Source organism: Citricoccus sp. (assembly GCF_035445025.1).
Lineage (GTDB): Bacteria > Actinomycetota > Actinomycetes > Actinomycetales > Micrococcaceae > Citricoccus.
The window spans coordinates 97,647-121,052 of record NZ_DAOMPX010000001.1 but is presented as its reverse complement, the minus strand read 5'-3'; the positions used below and the strand labels follow the sequence as shown (position 1 = coordinate 121,052).

Sequence of the window (23,406 nt, the reverse complement as noted above, 5' to 3'; positions counted from 1 at the left end):
CAGTCTCCAGCACGTCCGGGGTGGGGACCAGCGACGCCGGTCCGCCCACCCCCGCTCCGCTCGCCGCCACCCCGGCCGGCCGCCCGTCACGGTCTCCTCGGGCTCGGCCGAGGCGTGCGGGACGAGGTCCCGGGCTCCGGCTCGGTGACGTCAGCGACGTCGGCCGCCAGGACCGCGATCAGCGCGTCGGCGTCGACGGTGACGGCCGCACCCGGGGCGCCGGCCCCGATGGAGACCGTCCGCCCGCGCAGGGTGAGGTCCGCGATCACGGGCCAGGCCGTCGTCGAGCCGAAGGGAGTGATGCTGCCGCGCGGATAACCGGTGACCGCCCGGGCCTCCTCGGCCGAGGGCATCGACAGGCGGTTGACGCCCAGCGTGGCACGCAGCTTGGGCCAGGCGATCGCGCGTGTGCCGGGGACGAGCACGAAGACGTAGTCACCCTCACCGCGTCGCACCACGAGCGTCTTCACCAGGTGGCCCGGCTCCACCCCGCGGGCGGCGGCCGCCTCGGCCAGGGAGGACACGGGGCCGTGCTCGGTCAGGGCGTACTCGATGCCGGAGGCCTCGAGGGAGGGCAGGCCGGCGGGCCGGCCCGTGGGCCGGCCGGGCTCTGGGGTGCTCACGCTGTCAGCGTACCCAGCGCTGGACCCATCACCTCGACTCCCCTCGACGGGGTCGGGTCACGGGTGCAGGATGGGGGCATGAGCTCCCAGGCCCCTGCCCCTGTCCCCGGCGACGACCGCGACTGGACCTTCGTCATCACCGACGGTTGCGAGGAGTGCGGCTTCCGGCCCTTCGACGCGGCCGAGACGGCCCGGCGGATCAGTGCAGGCACGGAGCGATGGCGGGCGGTCCTCGAGCGTCCCGACGCGGCGCGGCGACCCTCGGAGCAGGTGTGGTCCCCGCTGGAGTACGCCTGCCACGTGCGGGACATGGTCCGGTTGCTGGGCGAACGCGTGAAGGCGATCCGTGACCAGGAGGCCCCCGAGTTCGCCGACTGGGACGGGGATGCCATGGCGGTGAAGCTCGCCTACTGGGCCGCGGACCCGGGCACCACGTGGGAGGACCTGGGGCGGACCACGCGCCGCACGGTCAGCGTCCTGGAGTCCGTGCCCGCCGGGGCCCGGGACCGGACGGGCCGCCGCTCGGACGGGGTGGAGTTCACCGTCGCCTCGCTCGGCCAGTACATCGGTCACGAGATGGAGCACCACCTGCACGACGTGCGCGGCTGACCGGCGGGCGCGCTCCGGGCCTGGCCGGAACCGACCCGTCCCGCCGACCGCATCCCGCAGGAACGGAGATGCCCGGTGGGCCATGCCCGGCCTAGCGTGGTCCCATCACCGGGACCGCGGTGGCCCCGGCCTGAACCCAGGAGGGACACCATGTCCGTCACGGAATCGGTCCAGCACCAGGACCGGGCTCCCGCCCTGCCGCGCGTCGTGGACCGGGCGACGTGGCAGGCCGAGCTCGACGACCTGCGCCGGCGGGAGAAGGCGGTCACGCACGAGCTCGACGCGATCGCCGCGCAGCGGCGCCGGTTGCCCGCGGTGAAGCTGCCCCCGTACACGCTGGAGGGGGCCTTCGGCCCGATCACCCTGGCCGAGGTCTTCGAGGGCAAGCGCCAGCTGATCGTCTACCACCACATGTGGGAGCCCGGCGCGGACTTCCAGTGCGGTGGCTGCACCTACTTCACCTCGCAGTTCACCCGCCTGGACTTCCTCGACAACTACGACGCCCGGTTCGTGGTCGTCACGCAGGGCCCGATCGACGAGGCGCTCGCCTACCGGCGCAAGGTGGGGAACCAGATGACCTGGTACTCGACGGCGCACAGCGACTTCGGGGCCGACGTCGACGCCCCGCCGGGTGGTGGGTTCGCGCTCAACGTGTTCCTGCGCGACGGTGCGGACGTGTACCGCACCTGGCACACCACCGGGCGGGGGATCGAGCAGTTCTCCGCCGCGTTCGCGCTGATCGACGCGCTGCCCTACGGCCGGCAGGAGCAGTGGCAGGACGTGCCCGAGGGGTGGCCGCAGGGCGAGACCTACGCGGGATGGCCGGACTCCCCGGACATCGCGCGCTGGTACGGCCGGGGGTGACGCGCAGCGGCCAGCCACACCCGGCCGTCGCGGTCACTCGGGGGCGGGCAGCCAGCTGCGGACCACCCCACCGTAGGTGCCCGGATCGGGCGGTTCGATCTCGCGCTCCCGCACCCCGAGCACGGCCGTCCAGGCCTTGTGGACCAGGTCGTAGTCCTCGGCGTCCGCGGTCGTCTCCCCCGGTTCCCGGTAGGTCATCCACCGGTCACCGCCCGCGTGGAAGACGTTGAGCAGGTAGCGCGTCCCGTCCCGCACCTGCAGGTCGTTCTCCGCCGTGCACCCGTACTGGCGCAGGGAGTCCACGAACTCGGCCACCAGGTCGAGTTCGCCCATCTGCAGGACGGGATAGAAGTTCTCCCGGTGGAAGTCGTACACGGTGGGTGCATCCTCCACGTAGATCGGGTACCGATGGTTGCCCGTGGGGATGTAGGCGATGTGCGTGGCCAGGTATGCCGTCTCGATGAACGTCCCGTCGTCGGCCCCCTCCGGGAACTCCGCGGCCCCGGGCAGCGGATAGTCCTGGAGGAAGCGCCATGCCCTGGCGGGGAGATCACGGGCCTCGGGCGGCACGTCCAGGCCGGGGACGACCTGTGCCTCGATCAGGAGCAGGGTCCAGATCACCAGGTCGAAGGCGTCCCCCAGGGAGGCCTCACCGGAGGCGAGCATCGGCTCGTAGTCGAGCTCCATCGCGGCGGACAGCGAGTCGCACCGGGCGAGAGCGGCGTTGGCGAGGCCGACCATGTGTTCCACCCGGGCGTCGTTCGCCTGGTACTGGTTGTGCGCGTGGATGGCCAGCGGCAGGACGGATCCGTAGTCGGAGCACGTGAGCGCCCCCGGATCGCGGGCCAGGAAGGGCTGGACCAGGTCCGTGAGGTTCTCCCGTGCGCCGTCGCGGGCCATCTGGTCGACGTCGGCGGTGTTGGCGCTCGCGTACGTCACCTCGATCAGGGAGGCCACGGAGTCCTCCCAGAGGTCCTCGGCGGCCCCCGGCCGCCGCTCGTAGAGGTCGACCATCTCCTCGATGCCCCGGCGCACCGAGAAGGCCGCCTCCCCGGACTCCGTCACGGACCAGGGCTCGGCCACCAGGGCCTGCTGCACCGTGCCGGAGGGGCGCCAGCCCTCGGGCATCCGCCCCGGGTCCAGCACGCAGTGCGAACTCTCCGGCGCCGAGCAGGACGTCAGCAGGACCAGGGGGAGCAGTGACGCGATCACCGCGCGGGTCCGTTGCACCGATGGGCCTCCTGTCCAGGCCCCCGGCCTGACCGCTGGCTCCCCGCGCCGGTGGCCCGTGCGCGTGATTGCACCGCAATGTACTCCTCCCGGCGGCTCCCCGCACCAGTTCATCGGGCGGGTCGAGGACGCCGTTCAGGCACCCCGGCGTGCAGGCGTCAGCACCGGAGGACGGTCATCCGCGGGCGGCGGCCGGAGCCGGACCGGTGAGGGCGTCGGCCAGCAGGGTGCCGCCGAAGCCCATCAGCACCAGGCCGGTCACCCGGTCGATGGCGGCCAGGGACCGCGGGCTGGACAGCCAGCGGCGTGCGTAGCCGCCCCCGATGATGAGCACGGCGAACCAGCTCATCGTGAGCGCGGCGTGCACCCCGGCCAGGGCCGCACCCATCAGCAGGGGCGAGACGCCGTCGGGGAGGAACTGCGGGATGGTGGCGATGTAGAACACGCCGACCTTGGGGTTGAGCAGGTTGGTGCCGGCACCGGTCAGCCAGCCGCGCCAGGGAGGGTCGGCGGGCGCCGGGGAGCCGGCGCCCCAGCCCCCCGGTTCGCCCGGGGAGGCGGCACCCGTCACGGCAGTGTTCACCGGGTCCCTCCCGGTGCCGCGGAACGAGGACCAGATCATCGACGCACCCAGCCAGAGCATGTACGCCGCCCCGGTGATCGTCAGCACGCGGTAGGCGAGCTCTGAGGCCGCGAGCAGGGCGGAGACCCCGACGGCGGCGGCGATGCCCCACACCACGGCCCCGGTGGCGACCCCGGTGGCGGTGGCCCACGCGTAGGGGCGGGACCGGGTCAGCGAGGACCGCAGCACCAGGGCGGTGTCCAGTCCGGGCACCAGGGTCAGCAGGCCGGCCACCACGGTGAAGGCGAGCAGGGCGTCCAGGATCGTCACCGATCCAGTGTAGTCAGGGAGGGTCGCCGGACCGGAGGAGATCAGGTGGTCCCCGGCCCCCCGTCCCGGCCCTTCCCGGGGCCCAGCCCGCGGGGAGGGCAGCGCCTCGTTCCTGTCTGCCGGACGCCCCCGGTGGGATACTGGTGCCGCATGACCCGCCACCGGTGGGTGGGCATCCCCGCCCTGGCGAGCCGGCCGTCCAGCACATCCCAGTGACTCCGGAGAACCCGTCATGAGCCAGACAGCAAGCCAACCCGGTGCCGACCGCGACCTGAAGTCCAGGCACCGCACCATGTGGGCCTCGGGTGACTACCCGGGCATGGTCGAGACGTGGTTGCTCCCCCTCGGGCCGAGACTCGTCGAGGCAGCCCGCGTCACCTCCGGCCAGCGCGTCCTGGACGTCGGTGCCGGCACGGGCAACGCGTCCCTGCCGGCAGCGGCCACGGGGGCGAGGGTCACCGCCGTCGACCTCACTCCCGAGCTGCTGGACGCAGGGCGGCTGCGCGCCGAGGCGCAGGGGTTCGACCTGGAGTGGGTGGAGGCCGACGCCGAGCACCTGCCCTTCGAGGACGCCTCCTTCGACGTGGTGATGTCCTCGATCGGCGTGATGTTCGCCCCCCACCACCAGGAGGCCGCCGACGAGCTCGTGCGCGTGTGCCGGCCCGGCGGGACGATCGCCCTGCTGAGCTGGACGCCCGAGGGCGTGGTGGGCGGGCTCTTCCGCACCATGAAGCCCTTCGCCCCGGCGCCCCCGCCCGGAGTGCAGCCGGCGCCGCTGTGGGGCACCGAGGAGCACCAGCGCGCCCTGCTGGGTGATCGGGTGGCGGTGGACTCCGCCAGCCGGGGCACCCTCGAGGTCACCGCCTTCGGCACGCCGCGCGAATTCGCCGAGCATTTCAAGGCGTCCTACGGCCCCACGATCACCGTCCGCAGGAACGCCGAGGGCGAGGGCCGTGCCGAGGAATTCGACCAGGCGTTCCAGGCCTTCTTCGACGAGGCGAACGTGGGGACCGAGGACCGGGCGCGCTTCGAGATCGAGTACCTGCTGACGGTGGCCACCCGGAGGTAACCGAGGCCGGCCTACCCCGGGACGGTGACGTTCCGGATGGTCATCTCGACGGTGTCGAAGGTGAGGTCGAGCATGGCCTCGAGCTGTTCGCGGACTCCGACGACCACCTCCGTGGTGCGGGTGACGTCCGCGTGGGGGGACAGGAAGCACTCGATCCACAGCCGCGGTGCGCGCCGGGGGCCGTCGATGCGGACGAGGGCGTCCTCGACGTCCCGGTGCGTCATCAGTCCGGTGGCCGCGGCCTGGGCGATCTTGGCGCACCGTTGCTCCGCCGCGGCGCCGGGGCCGGTGGGGCGGCCGGCCGGGGAGGCCTCACCGCCCGGGGTGAGACCGGGCCATGCACGTGCATTCGTCATCCGGGGAACTCCTGGGGTCTGCGATCGTTCTCGCGTCGTCTGTAGGTTCCTCCCCGATCTGTTGCGCGGCCTGAGAGTTTCCATCCCACCCGGGCGGGGCGGGACTTGCTCCTTCGGCGAGCACGGCGAAGACCGCGCTACTTTCCAGATGTGCCTCGGTGCGGCGGTGCGGGGGCCTGAGAGTTTCCCGGGAGGAATTGCTCCTACGGCGCCCGACCGGTGGTGCCGGACGGGACTCTCCCGCCACACCTCAACGGCAACGGCTATTCTGCTGTGATTGCGATCACAGTGTAGTCAGGCATTTGATTTGTATGCAAAATATGCCGTGAATCTCGTCACACGGGGTCATCCGGGCCGTTGCCGGGAACGCCGGGTGGTCGGGGGCCCTTCCAGTGCCACGACCGGCGCGCCTACGCTGGGGGCGACCCACAGCCCATCCCAGGGAGGGGACGTGCCGGAATTCCAGGACAGATACGACGCCGGTGCCCAGCTCGCAGCGCGGCTCGCCCCGCGCTGGGCCGGGCACGCCGACGTCGTGGTGCTGGGCCTGCCCCGCGGCGGGGTGCCGGTCGCGGAAGTGGTGGCCCGGGAACTGCGCGCACCGCTGGACGTGATCATGGTCCGCAAGCTGGGGGTGCCCTCCTACCCGGAGCTCGCGATGGGTGCCATCGGTGAGCAGGGCGTCCGGCTCCAGGACGAGGGCACCATCCGGCACTTCGGGGTCACGCAGGAGCAAGTGGCGCTGGTCGAACGCCGCGAGCAGCAGACCCTGGACCGCCGGGCGCGGCTCTTCCGTGCCGGCCGGGAGCCGCTGGACCTCACGGGCAAGACCGCGATGATCGTCGACGACGGCATCGCCACGGGCTCCACCGCCCGGGTGGCCTGCAGAGTGGCCCGGGCCCTCGGGGCGGCGCGCGTGGTGCTGGCCGTGCCGGTTGCCTCGCGGACCACCGTGGACTCGATGCTCATGAGCCGCGAGGCCGACGAGATCGAGGTACTGGCCACCCCCCGGGGCTTCCGGGCCGTCGGGGCCCACTACCGGGACTTCGCCGCCGTCGACGACGAGACGGTCGCGGCGATCCTGTCCCGCGGCAGCTGAACCCCCGGCCCGGTGCGACCGGGTGTTCCCGGACGCGACGGCCCTCCCTACTGTGGGACGAGGAGAGGGCGCCAGCGACCCCTGCGGCGCCGACGGAAGGACCATCCATGCGCATCGTCATCACGCAGAACATGACCCTGGACGGGCGGATCGAGATGCTCGACGACTGGTTCGACCCCGCCGACCAGGACCCGGAACTGGTCGGGGAGATGCGGCGCCAGACGGCCGGCGAGGACGTGCTGCTGCTGGGCCGGCAGACCTTCGAGGACCTCCGCGGCTACTGGCCGCACCGGGCGGATGACACCACCGGAGTGGCCGAGGCCCTGGACCGGGCGGACAAGCGCGTGGTCTCCGCCACCCTGACCGACCCGCAGTGGGAGAACACGACCGTCATCGGCGGCGACCCCCTCCAGGCCGTCCGGGAGCTGCGGCGGCAGGACGGCCGTGACGTGGTCGTCACCGGGAGTATCCACCTGGCGCACACCCTGATCGAGGCGGCGCTGGTGGACGAGTTCCGCATGTTCACCCACCCGGCCTGGCAGGGCCGCGGGCGGTCCTTCTTCCCGGACGGTTTCGATGCCCCGCGGCTGCGGCGCATCGACGGCAAGGTCTTCCCCCACGGGGTGGTGTACGCCGCCTACGAGCTGGCCGGACTGGCCCACGGTGACGGTCCCGGGGGCACCGCGCTCGCCGGACTCGGCTCGGAACAGGAGGACTGAACGATGGGCAAGCTCATCTACTCGGTGATCGCCTCCCTGGACGGGTACATCGCCGACGAGGCGGGGGACTTCTCCTGGGCCATGCCGGACGCCGAGGTGCACCAGTACGCCAATGACGAGCTGGCCGGCGTCGCCGTCCACCTCTACGGACGCCGGACCTACGAACTGATGACCCCGTGGGAGAACGACCCGGAACTGGCCGCGTCCGCACCGGTGACCGCCGAGTTCGCGCGGGCATGGCAGCGGGCGGACAAGGTGGTCTACTCCTCGACGCTGGACAGGGCCAGCACCCGGCGCACCACGCTGGAACGTCACTTCGATCCCGCGACCGTGCGCCGGCTGAAGGCCGAGGCGGCGGGCGACCTGCTGATCGGTGGTCCGACCATCGCCGCCTATGCCCTGCGCGCCGGGCTCGTGGACGAGGTCAGCCAGGTACTGCTGCCGATCGTCATCGGCGGGGGACTGGCGGTGTTCCCGGCCGGGCTGGGCCTGGACCTCGAGCTCATCGGTGAGCAGCGGTTCGCCGGCGGGGCCGTGGCCCTGAGGCACAGGGTGGACCGGATACGGGACTGAGCCGTACCCTTGACTGCCATGAGGTCCTGAGTCCCCTCCGTCCCGCGCCCGAGGCTGCGTCCGAGCCGCCCGGCGGGATCCGACCGACCGCCCCAGGACCGTCATGACCTCCTCGACCCCTCGTCCCTCGCGGCCCTCTGCCGCACGGCTGGCCGCCGCCTCGACCCTCAGCGGCGCCGATCACCTCGTGGTGGACGGCGTCTCCCGGTCCTTCGCGGACCACCGCGTCCTGACCGACATCAGCTTCACCGTCTCCTCGGGTGAGCGCGCCTGTCTCATCGGTGAGAACGGCACCGGCAAGACCACCCTGCTGCGCATCATCGCCGGCCTCGACGACGACCACGCCGGCCGGATCAGCGCGCCCGGCAGCACCGGGCTCTATCACCAGCAGCCGGCCTTCGAGCTGACCCTGTCCGTGGAGCAGGTGCTGGCCCAGGCCACCGCGCCGCAACGGCACCTCGTGGAGGAGGTCGCCCGGCTCGCGGAGGCGCTCGCCGTGGGGCAACGGCCGCCCGGTGACCGGCTCGTGACGGCCTATGACCGCGCCCTGGCCGAGGCCGCCCGCACCCGGGCCTGGGACGTGGGGCACGTCGTCGACCGGGTCGTCGAGGGCCTGGGCCTGGCCGGGGTCCCCCGGGACCGGCGGGCCGGTGAGCTGTCCGGTGGCCAAGTGTCCCGGTTGTCGCTGGCCTGGCTGCTGCTTCGGCGCCCGGACACCCTGTTGCTGGACGAGCCGACCAATCACCTCGACGACCGCGGCACCGCCCTGCTCGTGGACCTGCTCGCCGGTTGGTCCGGACCGGTGCTCATCGCCAGTCATGACCGCGCCTTCCTCGACGAGGCGGCCACCAGCCTGCTCGACCTGGATCCCGCCCCGGGGCCCCACAGGGACGCCGGTGCGGCCGGCGGGGACGGGGACGGTGCGGACGGGAACGGCAGGGGTGCCGGCGTGGGCGTCACCCGGTTCGGCGGCACCTACACCCAGTACCTGCTGCACCGGATCGATGAGCGTGCCCGCTGGGAACGGCGCTACCGGGAGGAACAGGAGGAATTGCGGCGGCTGCGGCGCCAGATGGCACAGAACCACACGGTCGGCCACGCGGACCGCCCGCCGCGCACCGAGGGGAAGATGGCCCAGAAGTTCTACTCCGACCGCAACGCCACGGTCGTGCGGCGCCGGGTCAACGACGCCGCCACCGCGCTGGCCCGCCTCGAGCGGGCCCAGGTCCGCAGGCCCCCGCCCGTGCTGCGCTTCACCGGCCTCGCCGCGGCCACGGCGGGAGGCGGGCCGGACGGCCGCGGTGACCGGTCGGCGTCGTCCGCACCGGTGCTGGCGGCCACCGGGGTGGGACTCGCCGGGCGGCTCGCCCCGGTGTCCGTGGCGCTGGGCGCGCGGTCCCGGTTGCTGGTCACCGGCCCGAACGGGGCGGGCAAGACCACCCTGCTGCGGATCCTGGCCGGTGACCTGGAACCCGACGCCGGCTCGGTCTCGGCCCGGTCCGACGGGGCCGGGGGGCGGTCGGTCGGGATGCTCGGCCAGGAACCCAGGACCATGGACCCGGACGAGACCGTGGCGGAGGCGTACCGGGCCGCCGTCGGCATCGAGACGGCCGAGCGGGTGCCCCTCGGCACGTTCGGACTGCTGACCGCACGAGACGAGGGCCAGCCGGTGGGCGTGCTGTCCGTGGGGCAGCGCCGGCGCCTGGACCTGGCCATGCTGCTCGCCGATCCGCCGGAGGTGCTGCTGCTGGACGAGCCGACCAACCACTTCTCGCTGCTGCTGGCCACCCGGCTGGAGGCCTCGGTCCCGGACTACCCGGGCGCCGTGGTGATCGCCAGCCATGACCGTTGGCTGCGCTCGGGGTGGCGGGGGGAGCGGCTGGAGCTCAGCCTTCCCAGTGGGCCGGGGAACTGAGCACAATATCCTCATGAGCACACTCGCCGAGACCTGGGGCCGTCATTCCGAACCACTGACCGACGTCATCAACTCCGTCACCGACTGGCAGGCGCAGAGCCCGTGCGAGGGCTGGACCGCCGCGGACATCGTGGACCACCTGATGCAGAGCCACCGGGAGTTCATGGGCCGGCAGGGACGCGAGATCCCGCTGGTGCCCGGCACCCCGGCCGAGCAGTGGAACCACCACGTCGCCGCCATGTCGGCCCTGGTCGGCGACGAGGACCTGGTGTCACGGCCCCTGGAGACCCCCTTCGGTGACTCGACGGTCGGCCAGGTGCTCATGGACTTCTACGGGATGGACCTGATCGTGCACCGGTGGGACCTGGCCACCTCCCAGGGACAGGACCACCGGCTCACCGAGGAGGAACTGGCCGAGGTGGACGCCGCCGTGGACGGTTACGGTGAGGCGGCCTATGCCCCGGGCATCTTCAAGAAGGGGGTCGAGGTGCCCGCAGATGCCTCCCGCCAGGAACAGGTTCTCGCCCGGACGGGCAGGACGGTCCGGGCGGACCACCGCTGAACGGTGCCGGGCCGGGGGACCGAGCGGCTGGCCCTTGACCACGGTCGCCACCGGGTCTCTCATGGAGTCATCAGAGGGGCTTGCGCCACACGTCTGAACAGCGGGCCGCGACCGGCGCAAGCCCAGGGGGCCGGGACCCAGGAACAGGGGATCACCATGATTCGCATGCTGCTTCAGGCCGTCATCAACGTGGTGATGGCCGCCATCGGGCTGCTGCTGGCCGGATCGCTGATCGACGGCGTCACGCTGCAGCCCTCCGGGTTCGTCGTGGCCGTGCTCGTCTTCGTGATCGGGCAGGCCGTCCTGGGCCCGTTCGTGTTCAACATGGCCCGGCAGTATGCGTCGGCCATCCTCGGCGGCGTGGGCCTGGTGTCCACCCTGCTGGCCCTCTGGATCGCGACCCTCTTCCCGGAGGGACTGGTCATCTCCGGCGTCACGGCCTGGGTCCTGGCCACCCTGCTGGTCTGGATCGTCACGGCTCTCGGTACGTGGATCCTGGGCTACCTCGTGCTCACCCGCTGGTGGGACAAGAGGGTCGAGAAGAAGAACATCCGCCGGGCCGTGGCCTGAACGCCACCACCTGGCGCGGGCCACAGGACACGGACCGTCCATGAGCGTGCTCGGGGCGCCCGCCGACTGGCCGCGGTTACGACCGTGGACGCTGCTGCGGCCGATCCTGACCGGGGCGGCCCTGCTGACTGTCTACTACCTGCTGCCCCTGGACCGCGGCGGCAGCCTCACCTGGTTCGTGGTGGGCCTCACCGCCCTGACCGTGCTGGTCATCTGGCAGGTTCGGGCCGTGATGAACGCACCGTCGCCGCGGTTGCGCGCGGTGGAGTCGTTGGCCACCTCGATCCCGCTGTACATCGTGCTGTTCGCCGGCTCCTACTACACGATGTCCGGACGGGACGCCGACGCCTTCACCGAGCCGCTGGACCGCACCGACGCCCTGTACTTCACCATCGCCACGTTGGCCACGGTCGGGTTCGGGGACATCGCCGCGGTCTCGGAACCCGCACGGGCCGCCGTCATCGTGCAGATGGTGACCGGGGTGGTGCTCCTCGGGGTGGTCATCAAGGTCTTCCTCGGAGCGGTGCAGATCGGCCTGCGCCGTGCCCAGGGCGCACCCGCTGCACGGGACGACGGTCCCTCGAACCCCGCCGCCGATCCCGATGACGGGGCCCCTCCCCGGGCGTGAGGGAGGGAGGAGGGACAGGGACGGTGCGGTGGTCACTCCGGGGCGAAGGCCTGCCGAAGCGCGTCCTCGTCCTCACGGCTGAGGTTCGTCTCCACCAGCTCGAACCTGGTGCCGGCGAAGTGCTCCGTCACCCGGTCCATGACCGCGCCACTCGTCAGCAGGAACAGCGCCGACGTGCCCGGGGTCACCGTCTCACGGATGCGCTTGATGAAGGAGTCGTCGATGCCCACATCGGCCAGGGAGCCGCTGAGCCCGCCTACCGCGGCACCCACTGCCGCGCCCAGCAGGGGCACGAAGAAGATGAGGCCGAAGAGGAATCCCCAGAATGATCCGCCCAGGGCGCCCACGCCGGCCATGTTGTGCAGTTGACGCGTCTTGGGCTTCTTGGCGTCGGTTGCCCAGGAGACGACCGCCGCGTCATGTACCTTGATGAGCTCCTGGGACTGCAGGTTCAACAGAGTGCTCTCCGCCTCCTCCGCCCCGGTTTCACTGTCGAACTTCCATACGGTAAGCGTTGCCACAGCAGGACCTTTCGCCACGGGAGGTCCCGGAGGTCGAGACCCGCCCCCATCCTGCGCCGGTGCGTGGGGGCACGTCTACGGTCCGGAGGCCTGCTTCTCTCCCCGGGGGCGTCCGGGCCAGGGGTGGTGAGGCCTGTGGGGCTCCCGGGGCGTGAGGGGCCGGTGCGCGGTGGCGGACCCTGTCCGGGTTGCTAGTGTTAGCAGCTGGTTGCTAACTTTGTTAACGCAGGCAGGGAAATTGCTGCCATATGCATCAACATAAGGAGACATCATGGCTGCTGACACCAACAACGCCACCCCCACCGCCGCCCAGGCCAAGGCCAACGAGGCCGCCAACAAGGCGAACGTCGAGCAGGCCAAGGCCAAGGCCGCCGCCGAGCAGGCCAAGACCGCCGACGACGCCAAGGCCAACGCCGAGCAGGCCAAGGCCAACGAGGCCGCCAACAAGGCCAACGTCGCCCAGGCCAAGGCCAAGGCTGCCGCAGAGCAGGCGAAGACTGCCACCGAGTCGACCAAGACTGCTGCCCCCGCCAAGGCCGCCGCCCCCGCCAAGGCCGCTGCCCCCGCCAAGGCCGCCGCCCCCGCCAAGGCCGCCGCCCCCGCCAAGGCCGCCGCCCCCGCCAAGACCGCTTCGGCCAAGGCCGCCGCTCCAGCCAAGGCCGCCCCGGCCAAGGCTGCCGCTCCCGCCAAGGCTGCGGCTCCTGCCAAGGCCGCCCCGGTCAAGGCTGCCGCTCCTGCCAAGGCTGCCGCCCCGGCCGAGGCCGCTCCCACGAAGACGGCTGCCCCGGTCCAGGCTCCTGCCCCGGTCCAGACGGTCGCTCCGGTGCGGACCGTTGCTCCGGTCCCGGCCGCCGCCCCGGTCGTGAAGACTGCCGAGCCGGCCCAGCAGAAGGCCGCCGAGCTCGTGGAGCAGGCCACGCAGCGGTTCGAGGAGAACTCTGAGCGTGTGGCCGAGCTGGCCCAGGAAGCCGCCCAGCGCGCCGGGGACAACGCCGAGCGCCTCCAGGAGATCAACTCCGCCGTGGTCGATTCGTCGAAGACCGTCAGCCGCGTCGGTGTGGACACCTACCAGGCCGCAGCCAAGAACGTCTTCGACCTGCAGCGCCAGATGGTTGGCGCCGCTCGGGTCGCATGGGTCCGCGACGCGGCAGCCACCCAGATCCAGTTCGCCGAGGATGTCACCAACGCGTGGGCCAGGGCCGCCCGCGAGCTGCTGAAGTGATGTGAACGGTGCGCGAGCCTGGTCTCGCGTACCGGTGCCAGAGGGTCCTGCCGATTCTGGCAGGACCCTCTGGCGTTTCGATGACGGGCCACCGCCGCGGGTCTGATGCGGTGAGAAGCCTGTGGATCAGGACGTCGCCGTCCCGCAGGGGTGGCCCGGTCGACAGCGAGGGGCCCTGGTCGCGTCAGTCCCGCAGCAGGTCGGAGATCCAGTCGCCGAGCCCGGTGATCGTGTCGGTGGTGATGGCGTGGCCACCCGGGTCGCGGCGGGCGGTGGCGGAGGCCCCGGACTCGGTCAGCAGGTAGTGCCAGGTGCGGTCCAGGAGCTCCCGGGGGATCACCGTGTCCGTCTCGCCCTGGGCGACGTAGACCGGCACCCCGGCCAACCGGGACGGGGAGGTCGGGACGCCGGCGTCGAACGGCAGTGTCCCGTACAGGATCGCTGCGCCGGCGAACCGCTGGGGATCGGCCAGCAGGAGCCCCCCGGCGAAGGCGGCGCCGCCGCTGAAGCCGACCAGGATCACCGGACGCCCGGCCGGGGCCACGTCATCGAGCCAGAGCCGGAACCAGGCCATGACCTCGTCGAGGGACTCGGCGAGCGGGCGGCCGATGCCGCGGTTGGCTAACCAGGCGTAGCCGTTCCCGGAGCGGATCGGGGCACGGACGGCGGCGTACACCGCGCCGGCGGGAAGGTGCCGGGCCAGGTCGATGATGCCGGTCTCGTCGGCACCGCGGCCGTGCAGCAGCATGACGAGCGGACGGTCGGCCGCGTCGGGTCCGTGCCAGGTGACGGTGGGAGCGTCGAAGGCCCCGCTCACGTGCGGTCCTCCGCGGCGTCGATGGTGATGCGGCCGGCGGTGCCCACCCCGGCCCAGCGCTCGAGTTCGGCGTCGAGCTCGAGGGGCTCGACCGGGGCGGCGTGCTCGTAGGCACCCCAGTACTGCCGGGGCAACATCCACATCAGTTCGAACTCGTTGCCGTCCGGGTCCGCCCCGTAGATGCTCTTGGTGGCACCGTGGCTGGACTGGCCGGTATAGGCGTCGGCCTCGATCAGTGCCTGGCGCGCCTGGGCGAGTTCCTCGATGGTGTCCAGTTGCCAGGCCAGGTGGTAGAGCCCGACCCCGCCACGCGCCGTGGGCGCCGCGCCGGAGCCGAGGCCGAACAACCCCAGATCATGGTGATTGCCCGATCGGGGCAGCCGCAGGAACGCGGCGTTGGCGTGGGGCTCGCGGGCGGCGACCTCCATTCCGAAGACCTCGGTGTAGAACCGCTCGGCCCGCTCCAGGTCGGTGACGAACAGGACGGCATGGTTCAACCGGACGGGTGAGAGGGACATGGGATCAGACTCTTTCTGAGGTGGGGGATGCGAGGGGCCAGTCGTTGTCCGCCTCAGGGGTGAGCCTGCGGACCAGCGGGGGTCCCGCTGGATTCAGGGTCAGGCGGTGACGGCGAAGCCGGCGGTCCAGGAGACCTTCCCGGCGGCGGCCGGGGTGATCTGCAGGATGTCCATGACCTCCAGTTCCCGGGTCCGGGCTGCCCCCGCGTCGATCGAGGGCAGCCCGGTGCGGATGATCCTGGGGGTTGCCACGGGAGCTTTGGAGGTCGTTGGTTGTTTCTACAAGTAAGACCGTAGCACGATACACTTGTAGAGACAACTATTCATGCATGGTGAAGGAGGGTCGTGATGGCAGAGGAGCCCTGGCTGACTGGGGACGAGCTGGCCGCCTGGGTACGCCTGGTGGCGGTGGTGGAACTGCTTCCGGGGGTGCTGGACGGCCAGTTGCGCCGGGACGAGCACCTCATGCACTTCGAGTACTTCGTGCTGGCCATGCTCTCCGAGGCGCCCGAGCACACCCTGCAGATGCGGGACCTCGCGGCGCGGACCTATGCCACCTTGCCGCGGTTGTCCCATGTGGTGCGTCGGCTCGAGGAGCGCGGGCTGGTGGCGCGCGCTCCCTGCCCGGGGGACGGCCGGGCGATCAACGCGTCCCTCACCCAGGCGGGGTGGGCCGCGGTGAGGGCTGCCGCCACCGGGCATGCGGCCACCGTGCGCGAGCACGTCTTCGACGTGCTGAGTCTCGAGCAGGTGGGTCAGCTCAAGGACATCACCACGGCAATCCTGTCCCGGCTGGACCCGGACGAGCGCTTGGCCGTCGCGTACACCCGCTACGATCACGGACCCTCCCGGCCCTGAATGTCGTCACCTGGAGGCGTGTGAGGTCTGTCGGCGCCGGCCCGGTTCGGCCCCTGGTCGGCTCTTCGGCCGTTCCCTCCGACGGCAACGGCGCCCGGTATCCGCGGGGGCGGGTACCGGGCGCCGTCACTGTGGCGTGTCAGCGGTCGTCGCTCAGGCGAGGGCCGCCAGCGCGGGGTTCTGGCTGCGTCCGAAGATCCGGGCGTCAAGGGAGAGGCGGCCGGCTCCGGCCACGGCCAGGGCGGCTGCCCCGGCTGCGAGCACCAGGACGAACTCGTATCCGCCCTGCTCCGCGAAGAGGCCGGCGGGGGCGTGGACCAGGAACAGGGCCCCGAGCATGTTCAGGGTCAGCAGTGCCGCGACCGGACGGACCAGGATGCCGAGGATCAGGGCGGCACCGCCCAGCAGCTCGAGGAAACCGACGGCGGGTGCGACCAGCTGCGCCGCCGGCACCCCCATCTCGGAGAAGGCCGCCTGGGTGCCGGGGATGGTGTACTCGAAGATCTTCTGCCAGCCGTGGGCGAAGAAGACCACGCCGAGGGCGAGGCGCAGGATGGTGCGGGCCAGGGTGGACCGGGTGACGGGGGAGGAGGCCTGAGAAGTCATGGAGTCGTTTCTGTTGATCTGTGCACTGTCGGGGCAGCGGCGAGGAAGCCCCGCCGCCCAATTGCTTATAGCTTCAACCAATACGATACCCGCAGACTGGTTGTAGCGTCAACTACCGTCATCCTGGCAGCGACGGGGCCCGCCGTGGGGGCCCCAGAGGGTTTGACCGCCTTCCTCGTCCGGGTGTTTCGGCGGGTGGTGCATCTCTCGTTACCTGCCCCCCCTCACCCGGGTGATCTGTCGGTAGACTGGTCGGGCCGAAGGGGAGTAGTTCCCGCCCGCCCCGCCAGGGGTGGTTGAAGCGGTGCGTCGACATGCTGGCCTCCTTGTATGGGAGTCCCGGCGCCCCACCCGGACCGTGCGTCCGGGCGAGCGAGACCTTCGGCCAGACACTGCTCTGGCCGAGGTCTACCCGAATGGGTACGGGCATCGGTCGGGGCCCTGCCTTGAGGAACTCGATGCATACTCCGGACGACTCCACCACATCCGCCTCCTCCGTAGACGAGCCGACGCGGGATCAGGTCCGGCGCTGGCGGCGGTACTTGGCCGATGAGATCGCCGAGGGGCAGATCTACCGGCAGATCGCCCACCGCAAGCACGGCCCCGAGCGGGACATCCTGCTCGGGCTGGCCCAGGCCGAGCGCCGTCACGAGGAGCACTGGCGGGCCCTGCTGGGCGAGCACGCCCACCACCTGCCACCGCCCTCCCCGCACCGGGTGCTGTTGCGCTGGCTGGCCAAGGTCTTCGGCTCGGTGTTCGTACTGGCCCTGGCCCAGCGGGCCGAGTCCGACTCCCCCTACGCCAAGGACCAGCACGCCACCGCCGCCATGGTCGCGGACGAGGCGATCCACGAGGAGGTCGTCCGGGGCCTGGCCTCCCGGGGCCGGGAGAAGCTGGCCGGGGGCTTCCGGGCCGCGGTGTTCGGGGCCAACGACGGCCTGGTGTCCAACCTGGCCCTGGTGCTGGGCATCGGTGCCACCGGGGTCGCCCATGAGGTGGTGCTGTTCACCGGGATCGCCGGACTGCTGGCCGGGGCCCTGTCCATGGCGGCCGGGGAATTCGTCTCCGTGCGCTCCCAGCGCGAACTGCTCGAGGCGTCCTCGCCCACCCAGGTCACCCTCGAGGCCGCCGAGCACCTGGATCTGGGCCAGAACGAACTGGTGCTGGTCTACCGGGCCCGGGGCATGGCCGAGGAGGATGCCGTGCACCGCGCCCAGGAACGCCTGGGCTACTTCGACTGCGACTGCAATCCCTCGTTCTCGGCACGCCCGGACGGCTCCCAGGGCCCGGTCGACCGGTCCGGGGACTATGAGGAGATCGGCAGCCCGTGGCACGCCGCCGGGTCCAGCTTCCTGTTCTTCGCCTCCGGGGCCATCATCCCGGTCATCCCCTACCTGTTCGGCATGTCCGGGATGGGCGCCATCGTGGTGGCGGCGGTGTTGGTCGGGATCGCACTGCTGTTCACCGGCGGGGTGGTCGGACTGCTCTCCGGGGCCTCGCCCCTGAAGCGGGGACTGCGCCAGCTGGCCATCGGCTACGGTGCGGCCGCCGTCACCTACGTGCTGGGCCTGGCCTTCGGCACCACCGTGGCCTGACAACGACAGTCGCGGCCTGAGCCTGACCTCAGGAATGGAGATCCGGTGCGGCGACTGGGCCGCGGGCTCGTCATCGCCACCGCCGAGCGCACCCAGGCGGGCCGTTGCCGAGGCAGACTGGGAACATGCCTGACGCACTGACAGCCCCGCATGGCCCACCCGGTCGGATCCTCCTGGTCGGTTGCGGGAAGCTGGGCACCCGCCTGGGGCAGGACCTGACGGCAGTCGGCTGGGACGTGTTCGCGCTCCGCCGGGACACGGCCTCCCTGCCTGCCGGGTTCTCCGCTCTCGCCGTCGACCTGCGCGAGCCGATCCGAGATGCCCTGCCGGACGTGGATGCCCTGGTGATCACCCTGCCCCCCGGGACGCAGGACCCCGGAGGCCAGCCGGACGGTTACCGCGCCTCGCTCCACCACCTCGCCGCGGCGCTGCCCAGCGTGCCACGGCGGGTCGTGTTCGTGTCCTCCACCCGGGTGTTCGAGGGGTATACGGACGGCCGGGTGCTCACCGAGGCGGAAGCGCCCGCCCCGGTCACCGCACGCGGCCGCGCGCTTCTCGACGGAGAGCTCCTGGCCTCCGACCTGTTCGGCGCGCATATCGTCCGACCGGCTGGTATCTACGGGCCCGGCCGGACGATGCTCGTGCGGAACGTCATCGAGGGCGCGCCGGTCCAGTACGCCAGGCGTACCAACCGCATCCACGAGACCGACCTGGTCCGCACCCTGGAGGCGCTGCTCGTCGCGGCGGATCCGCCGCGCCTCCTGCACGCCGTCGACCAGGGCCCGGTCCCGCTGGGCGAGGTCGTCACCTATATCGCCCGCCAGCTGGGACTCCCGGCGCCCCCGAGGGCCCGACCGGAGGTCGCCAGCGGCACCATCCTCAGCGGCGCCCGCCTCCTCGGTCTGCTGGGCGCCTTGTCGTACCCGACCTTCGAGACCGGATACGCCCACCTCATAGCCACCCGCCCCGACGGGGCGGTTTCCCGGCCCCAGGACGGCTTCGATCGCTGAACGGCCTGTGGCCGTGGTCGCCTCCGCGACCTGAGCGACCACGGCTGACGCAGGGGGAGAGCAGCCCCCGGAGGGGGATGTCCCTCTCTCCCGGGCTGGGTGTCAGGAGACGAGGTTGGTGGCCGCTTCGGCCATGTGCGCGAAGACGACCTCCGACGCCTCGGCGGGATTGCCGGTGGTGATGGCATCGACGAGGGCGGCGTGGCGGTCTACCTTCATGTTCCCCACCGCCTTGTCCATGCCCGCCCACATGAACGACATGCGGATGGAGCCTTCCAGCGACTTCCAGGTGTGCAGGAGGGTGCTGTTCCTGCTGAGCTGGCACAGGGTGCGGTGGAAGTCGAGGTCCGCCTCGATGCGTTCCTCCAGCGAGTCGTCGGCGGTGTCCTCCATGTGCTGGACCGCCTTGCGGAGGACCGCGACAGCCTCGTCGCGGTCGTCGCTCTCGGCCAGGGTGCGGACTGCCAGGGCTTCCAGGGCGGCGCGCACCGAGAAGATGTCCTGGATCTCCTTGGTGTCGAGGGTCCGAACGGACAGCCTTCCGCGCGGTCCGGCCTCGACGAGTCCTTCCTGCTGGAGTTGGCGCATCGCCTCACGGAGGGTGCCGCGGCTGATCTGCAGCTGCTCCGACAGCTCGGTCTCGACAAGGTGCGTGTCGGGAGGAAGCTCTCCGGAGGTGATGGCACGGCGCAGGGCGGTCAGGGCCTGTTGACGCAGGTTCGTCTTCGCCAGTCCTGCAAGGCCTGCTGTCTGGATGCTCATGTGTGGTCCTTGGCTGGGGGCGCGGGAGGGGACGTATTGTTCCGATCATACGAGCCCGTCGACTGTTGACCGAGGGATGGCGGATGGCGGGGGCCGAAAGACGCCCCCGCGGGGGCGGTCTCTGGGATGTTCCCGGGGTCGTCGGCGGAGGAACGGGAGGAGGCCAACCCCGTGCAGTGGGCTGGCCTCCTCCAGGCCTCCTCGGATCCGGGCCGTGACGGCGCTCCGCCGGACCCGGGGAAAAGGTCAGGCGTGCGCCGGGGCCGGTTGGGTGGCGGCGGCTTCCTCGGCCAGGCGGCGCTCCGTCGGTCCCCAGGTCTCCCGGGTGACCAGGGCGGCGATGAGACCGATGACGGCGTAGGTGGAGAACAGCAGGGCCGGGCCCATCCATCCCAGCCAGATGTACAGCAGGGTGGTGATGAAGGGGGTGAAGCCGGAGACCATGGCCGAGATCTGGTAGGCCAGGGACGCCCCGGAGGAGCGGGTCTGTGCCTGGAAGAGCTCGGGGAACCACGGTCCCTGGACCCCGGCCAGGGAGTTCTGGCAGACCGCGTAGGCGATGACGATGGTCACGAGGATGAGGATGAACATCCCGGTGTTGGCCATCAGGAACATGGGAATGCCGAAGGCGGCGGCGAAGGCGCAGGCGGCAATGTAGACCGGGCGCCGGCCGACCCGGTCGGTGAGCCGGGCCCATCCCATGGTGGCGAAGATGCCGATGCCGGCGGCCACGCAGAGGGCCGTGAGGGTCTCGACGTTGGTGGCCAGTTCGTTGGTGTGCAGGTAGGAGATCATGTAGGTCACCGACACCGCGTAACCGGCCGTCTCGGCCACACGCAGGGCGATGCCGCGCACGATATTGCGCCAGTCGTCCTTGATGACCTGGAGGATCGGATTCTTGACGATCGCCCCGTGCTCCTTGACGTCGTCGAACACCGGGGACTCCGGGACCTTGGCACGGATGATCAACCCGACCGCCACGAGCACGATGGAGGCCAGGAAGGGGATGCGCCAGGCCAGGCTGCCCTCGAGGTTGGCGCTGGCCAGGAAGACCAGGTTGGCCAGCAGCAGTCCGACCGGGAAACCGGCCTGGACGATGCCGGTGAACTTGCCCTTGGCCTTCCAGGGGGCGTGTTCATAGCTCATCAGGATGGCCCCGCCCCATTCGGCACCGAAGGCCAGGCCCTGGATGACGCGAACCACCACCAGCAGGATGGGGGCCAGGATGCCGATCTGGGCGTAGGTGGGCAGCAGGCCGATGAGGAAGGTGGCCAGGCCCATGACGATGAGCGAGGTGACCAGCACCGGCTTGCGGCCGACCTTGTCGCCGAGGTAGCCGCCGATGATGCCGCCCAGCGGGCGGGCCGCGAACCCGACGCCCAGGGTGGCGAAGGACGCCAGGGTGGCGGTGACCGGGTCAGCGCCGGGGAAGAAGGCGGGGCCGAAGTACAGGGCGGCGGCGGTGCCGAAACCGATGAAGTCGTAGGTCTCGATGACCGCGCCCACGCCGGAACCCACGGCAACGCGCTTGGCGTCCTGGGTGCCGTGGACCGGCCCGCGCATCTGGAGCGTCTCAGTGCTCATCTCTGATCCTTAGTCTGTTGACTGTTAACAACGAATACGACTAGTGTGAGGGACACCACAGTCACTGTCAACAGTCAGCAATGGGTGGATCCGTTCTTCTGGCGGGGCGACACTCCTTCCCGGAGAACGGGGGATCGTGACGACCGGACCGTGGCGAACCTGTTCCCGAAACCACATGAGGTGAGTCTGATGCCATCGACAACCGAAGGCGTAGTAGTCGACGCCGAACGCCTGCAAAGGCTGAAGGAAGCGGCCTATCGCATCCGCACCAACGCGCTGGTCCAGGGCGAGGTCCAGGGGCAGGGCTACATCGGCCAGGCCCTCGACATCGCCGACGTGCTCGCGGTGCTCTACACCGACCAGTTGAGGCTGCGGCCGGAGGACCCCGAGTGGGAGGACCGGGACCGCTGCCTGCTGTCCATCGGTCACTACGCGATCGCCCTGTACGCGGCCCTGGCCGAGGCGAAGTTCTTCCCCCTGGAGGAGCTCGAGACCTACGCCACCGACGATTCGCGACTGCCCATGTCGGCCATGGCCTCCTACACCCCCGGGGTGGAGATCTCCGGTGGGTCCCTGGGTCATGGACTGACCATCGCCAACGGCGTCGCACTGGGCCTGAAGCGCAAGGCCAATCCGGCATTCGTCTACAACATCCTCTCCGACGGGGAACTCAACGAGGGCTCCACCTGGGAGGCGGCCGCGGTCGCGGCGCACCACCGTCTCGACAACCTGATCGCCATCGTGGACTTCAACGACCAGCAGGCCGACGGCAAGTCGTCCCAGATGCTGGGCATGGATCCGGTCGAGGCCAAGTTCGCATCGTTCGGCTGGATCGCCCGCCGCGTGGACGGCAACGACATCGCCACCGTCCTCACCACTCTGGAGGACCTGCGCACCGTGGACGCGGCCCAGCCGCGGGTGCTGATCGCCGACACCAAACTCGGTAAGGGCGTGGACTTCCTGGAGAACCGCGAAAAGCTGCACTTCATGACCGTCGCCCCCGAGGAATGGACGATGGCCCACGATCGACTGAAGGAGTCGTCCCAGTCATGAACACCACCACCCACACCACCCCCGTGAAGAAGCGACTCACCTCGGATGCGATGAGCGCCTCCTTGGCCAGGGAGGGCCAGCGGGTCACGGCCGCCCCCTTGGGTCATGCCCTGGTCGAGCTGGCCCAGCGCGATGACCGCGTCGTCGGACTCTCGGCCGACCTGGCCAAGTACACGGACCTGCACATCCTGCGCGATGCGATGCCGGACCGGTTCTACCAGGTCGGCATGGCCGAGCAGGCCCTGCTGGGCATGGCGGCCGGGCTGGCCATGGAGGGGTTCGTCCCCTTCGCCTCCACCTATTCGGTCTTCGCCACCCGCCGGGCCTATGACTTCCTGTGCCTGGACATCGCCGAGGCCAACCTCAACGTCAACATGGTCTGTGCCCTGCCCGGGTTGACCACCGGCTACGGGCCCTCCCATCAGGCCACCGAGGACGTGGCCATCCTGCGCGGGATGCCGAACCTGACCATCGTGGACCCCTGCGACGCGGTGGACATCGAGCAGGCCGTCCCGCAACTGGCGGCCCACGACGGGCCCACCTACACGCGCATCCTGCGCGGCAAGGTGCCCCGGGTCCTGGACGAGTACGACTACACCTTCGAACTCGGCAAGGCCAAGATGATCCGCGACGGCGCCGAGGTGTTGCTGATCTCCACCGGCCTGATGACCGAACGCGCCCTCGAGGCCGCCAAGGCACTGGCCGCGGACAAGGTGGACGTGGCCGTGCTGCACGTGCCCACCCTCAAGCCCCTCGACGAGTCCACCATCCTGCGCGAAATCGCCCAGGACCGCCTCGTGCTCACCTGCGAGAACCACACCATCATCGGCGGGCTGTTCGACGCCGTCGCCCACGCGGCGATCCGCGACGGCGTCTTCCGGCGCATCACCCCGATCGGTCTGCCCGACGAGTTCCTCGACGCCGGCGCGCTGCCCACCCTGAACGACCGCTACGGGGTCTCCACCACCAAGATCGTCGAGAAGGTCAAGTCCCTACTCAGCCCCGGCCACACGGACCGCGTGGACTGATCCCCACGGCACGCTCAGGGGGGCAGGCCGGGAGATCCCGGACCTGCCCCCCCTCTGGTGTGCCCTGTGCGGAGGCTGGCCCAATCTCGGCGGGGCCGCACCGCCCCGCCCGGCCGTTCAGTC

At 71.0% G+C, this 23,406-nt stretch carries 27 protein-coding genes and 1 riboswitch; of the genes, 16 read left to right on the top strand and 11 right to left on the bottom strand.

The annotated features are described in order from the left end of the window. Window positions 1-86: 86 nt before the first annotated feature. The gene (locus PLJ28_RS00580; protein WP_183530406.1) at window positions 87-623 is read right to left on the bottom strand and encodes an aminoacyl-tRNA deacylase; all 537 of its coding nucleotides are present in this window, start codon (window positions 621-623) and stop codon (window positions 87-89) included. 78 nt (window positions 624-701) lie between these two features. On the opposite strand from PLJ28_RS00580, the gene PLJ28_RS00575 reads away from it, so the two are divergent. Together PLJ28_RS00575 and PLJ28_RS00570 are read left to right on the top strand one after the other, a co-directional pair. Next, a complete protein-coding gene (locus PLJ28_RS00575; protein ID WP_183530404.1) occupies window positions 702-1,232 on the top strand; it encodes a DinB family protein in 531 nt (176 codons plus the stop codon). A gap of 150 nt (window positions 1,233-1,382) precedes the next feature. Further along, window positions 1,383-2,096: a DUF899 domain-containing protein gene (locus tag PLJ28_RS00570; protein WP_183530402.1), complete on the top strand. Its 714-nt coding sequence runs from the start codon at window positions 1,383-1,385 to the stop codon at window positions 2,094-2,096. Window positions 2,097-2,129: 33 nt separating this feature from the next. On the opposite strand, the gene PLJ28_RS00565 is transcribed toward PLJ28_RS00570, so the two are convergent. After that, complete coding sequence (locus PLJ28_RS00565; RefSeq protein WP_183530400.1) at window positions 2,130-3,326, bottom strand: hypothetical protein; 1,197 nt, start codon at window positions 3,324-3,326, stop codon at window positions 2,130-2,132. Window positions 3,327-3,501: 175 nt separating this feature from the next. Next, entirely contained in the window at window positions 3,502-4,218 is a 717-nt protein-coding gene (locus PLJ28_RS00560) for a LysE family translocator (RefSeq protein ID WP_183530398.1), read from the bottom strand. Window positions 4,219-4,450: 232 nt separating this feature from the next. On the opposite strand from PLJ28_RS00560, the gene PLJ28_RS00555 reads away from it, so the two are divergent. Next, window positions 4,451-5,287: a class I SAM-dependent methyltransferase gene (locus PLJ28_RS00555; protein ID WP_183530396.1), complete on the top strand. Its 837-nt coding sequence runs from the start codon at window positions 4,451-4,453 to the stop codon at window positions 5,285-5,287. An 11-nt stretch (window positions 5,288-5,298) separates the two neighbouring features. Here PLJ28_RS00555 and PLJ28_RS00550 read toward each other — a convergent pair whose 3' ends face one another. Continuing rightward, a complete protein-coding gene (locus PLJ28_RS00550; RefSeq protein WP_298043418.1) occupies window positions 5,299-5,643 on the bottom strand; it encodes a hypothetical protein in 345 nt (114 codons plus the stop codon). 154 nt (window positions 5,644-5,797) lie between these two features. Further along, window positions 5,798-5,896, bottom strand: a riboswitch (glycine riboswitch). Window positions 5,897-6,094: 198 nt separating this feature from the next. Between PLJ28_RS00550 and PLJ28_RS00545 the strand changes: the two genes are divergently transcribed. The 7 genes from PLJ28_RS00545 (at window position 6,095) to PLJ28_RS00515 (ending at window position 11,709) form a co-directional block, all read left to right on the top strand. Next, window positions 6,095-6,742 (top strand): phosphoribosyltransferase, encoded by a 648-nt coding sequence (locus PLJ28_RS00545; RefSeq protein ID WP_183530392.1) that lies wholly within the window; start codon window positions 6,095-6,097, stop codon window positions 6,740-6,742. 107 nt (window positions 6,743-6,849) lie between these two features. Continuing rightward, window positions 6,850-7,461, top strand: coding sequence for a dihydrofolate reductase family protein (locus PLJ28_RS00540; RefSeq protein ID WP_183530390.1), 612 nt, complete (start codon window positions 6,850-6,852; stop codon window positions 7,459-7,461). Between the two features lie 3 nt (window positions 7,462-7,464). Further along, complete coding sequence (locus tag PLJ28_RS00535; RefSeq protein ID WP_183530388.1) at window positions 7,465-8,034, top strand: dihydrofolate reductase family protein; 570 nt, start codon at window positions 7,465-7,467, stop codon at window positions 8,032-8,034. A 103-nt stretch (window positions 8,035-8,137) separates the two neighbouring features. After that, a complete protein-coding gene (locus PLJ28_RS00530; protein WP_324589818.1) occupies window positions 8,138-9,949 on the top strand; it encodes an ABC-F family ATP-binding cassette domain-containing protein in 1,812 nt (603 codons plus the stop codon). A 13-nt stretch (window positions 9,950-9,962) separates the two neighbouring features. Beyond that, complete coding sequence (locus tag PLJ28_RS00525; RefSeq protein ID WP_183530384.1) at window positions 9,963-10,511, top strand: maleylpyruvate isomerase N-terminal domain-containing protein; 549 nt, start codon at window positions 9,963-9,965, stop codon at window positions 10,509-10,511. Between the two features lie 165 nt (window positions 10,512-10,676). After that, window positions 10,677-11,081 (top strand): phage holin family protein, encoded by a 405-nt coding sequence (locus tag PLJ28_RS00520; RefSeq protein WP_183530382.1) that lies wholly within the window; start codon window positions 10,677-10,679, stop codon window positions 11,079-11,081. A gap of 40 nt (window positions 11,082-11,121) precedes the next feature. Continuing rightward, window positions 11,122-11,709, top strand: coding sequence for a potassium channel family protein (locus PLJ28_RS00515; RefSeq protein WP_221243899.1), 588 nt, complete (start codon window positions 11,122-11,124; stop codon window positions 11,707-11,709). 32 nt (window positions 11,710-11,741) lie between these two features. Here the strand turns inward: PLJ28_RS00515 and PLJ28_RS00510 are convergent, their stop codons facing one another. Beyond that, the gene (locus PLJ28_RS00510) at window positions 11,742-12,164 is read right to left on the bottom strand and encodes a DUF1269 domain-containing protein (RefSeq protein ID WP_255459816.1); all 423 of its coding nucleotides are present in this window, start codon (window positions 12,162-12,164) and stop codon (window positions 11,742-11,744) included. Window positions 12,165-12,501: 337 nt separating this feature from the next. Between PLJ28_RS00510 and PLJ28_RS00505 the strand changes: the two genes are divergently transcribed. Further along, window positions 12,502-13,452, top strand: coding sequence for a hypothetical protein (locus PLJ28_RS00505; protein WP_324589817.1), 951 nt, complete (start codon window positions 12,502-12,504; stop codon window positions 13,450-13,452). Between the two features lie 184 nt (window positions 13,453-13,636). Here the strand turns inward: PLJ28_RS00505 and PLJ28_RS00500 are convergent, their stop codons facing one another. The 3 genes from PLJ28_RS00500 to PLJ28_RS00490 form a co-directional block, all read right to left on the bottom strand. After that, window positions 13,637-14,269, bottom strand: coding sequence for an alpha/beta hydrolase (locus tag PLJ28_RS00500; protein ID WP_324589816.1), 633 nt, complete (start codon window positions 14,267-14,269; stop codon window positions 13,637-13,639). Next, window positions 14,266-14,787 (bottom strand): VOC family protein, encoded by a 522-nt coding sequence (locus PLJ28_RS00495; protein WP_324589815.1) that lies wholly within the window; start codon window positions 14,785-14,787, stop codon window positions 14,266-14,268. Before PLJ28_RS00495 ends, PLJ28_RS00500 begins: the two co-directional genes overlap by 4 nt. A 99-nt stretch (window positions 14,788-14,886) precedes the next feature. Next, window positions 14,887-15,039 carry a hypothetical protein gene (locus PLJ28_RS00490; protein ID WP_324589814.1) on the bottom strand — a complete coding sequence of 51 codons (153 nt, stop codon included), beginning with the start codon at window positions 15,037-15,039 and terminating at the stop codon, window positions 14,887-14,889. Window positions 15,040-15,135: 96 nt separating this feature from the next. On the opposite strand from PLJ28_RS00490, the gene PLJ28_RS00485 reads away from it, so the two are divergent. Beyond that, window positions 15,136-15,645, top strand: a complete 510-nt coding sequence (locus PLJ28_RS00485; protein WP_298043434.1) for a MarR family winged helix-turn-helix transcriptional regulator — start codon at window positions 15,136-15,138, stop codon at window positions 15,643-15,645. A 153-nt stretch (window positions 15,646-15,798) separates the two neighbouring features. Here the strand turns inward: PLJ28_RS00485 and PLJ28_RS00480 are convergent, their stop codons facing one another. Then, a complete protein-coding gene (locus tag PLJ28_RS00480; RefSeq protein WP_324589813.1) occupies window positions 15,799-16,251 on the bottom strand; it encodes a DoxX family protein in 453 nt (150 codons plus the stop codon). Window positions 16,252-16,709: 458 nt separating this feature from the next. On the opposite strand from PLJ28_RS00480, the gene PLJ28_RS00475 reads away from it, so the two are divergent. Further along, the gene (locus PLJ28_RS00475) at window positions 16,710-17,846 is read left to right on the top strand and encodes a VIT1/CCC1 transporter family protein (protein WP_298043438.1); all 1,137 of its coding nucleotides are present in this window, start codon (window positions 16,710-16,712) and stop codon (window positions 17,844-17,846) included. A gap of 125 nt (window positions 17,847-17,971) precedes the next feature. Next, window positions 17,972-18,856, top strand: a complete 885-nt coding sequence (locus tag PLJ28_RS00470) for a sugar nucleotide-binding protein (protein ID WP_324589812.1) — start codon at window positions 17,972-17,974, stop codon at window positions 18,854-18,856. A 102-nt stretch (window positions 18,857-18,958) separates the two neighbouring features. On the opposite strand, the gene PLJ28_RS00465 is transcribed toward PLJ28_RS00470, so the two are convergent. Together PLJ28_RS00465 and PLJ28_RS00460 are read right to left on the bottom strand one after the other, a co-directional pair. Then, window positions 18,959-19,618 carry a GntR family transcriptional regulator gene (locus PLJ28_RS00465; protein ID WP_298043443.1) on the bottom strand — a complete coding sequence of 220 codons (660 nt, stop codon included), beginning with the start codon at window positions 19,616-19,618 and terminating at the stop codon, window positions 18,959-18,961. 246 nt (window positions 19,619-19,864) lie between these two features. Next, window positions 19,865-21,202 carry an MFS transporter gene (locus PLJ28_RS00460; RefSeq protein WP_298043445.1) on the bottom strand — a complete coding sequence of 446 codons (1,338 nt, stop codon included), beginning with the start codon at window positions 21,200-21,202 and terminating at the stop codon, window positions 19,865-19,867. A 189-nt stretch (window positions 21,203-21,391) separates the two neighbouring features. On the opposite strand from PLJ28_RS00460, the gene PLJ28_RS00455 reads away from it, so the two are divergent. Next, window positions 21,392-22,255, top strand: coding sequence for a transketolase (locus PLJ28_RS00455; RefSeq protein WP_298043447.1), 864 nt, complete (start codon window positions 21,392-21,394; stop codon window positions 22,253-22,255). Continuing rightward, complete coding sequence (locus PLJ28_RS00450; protein WP_298043449.1) at window positions 22,252-23,283, top strand: transketolase family protein; 1,032 nt, start codon at window positions 22,252-22,254, stop codon at window positions 23,281-23,283. The genes PLJ28_RS00455 and PLJ28_RS00450 overlap by 4 nt, the downstream gene beginning before the upstream one ends. Window positions 23,284-23,406 lie beyond the last annotated feature (123 nt).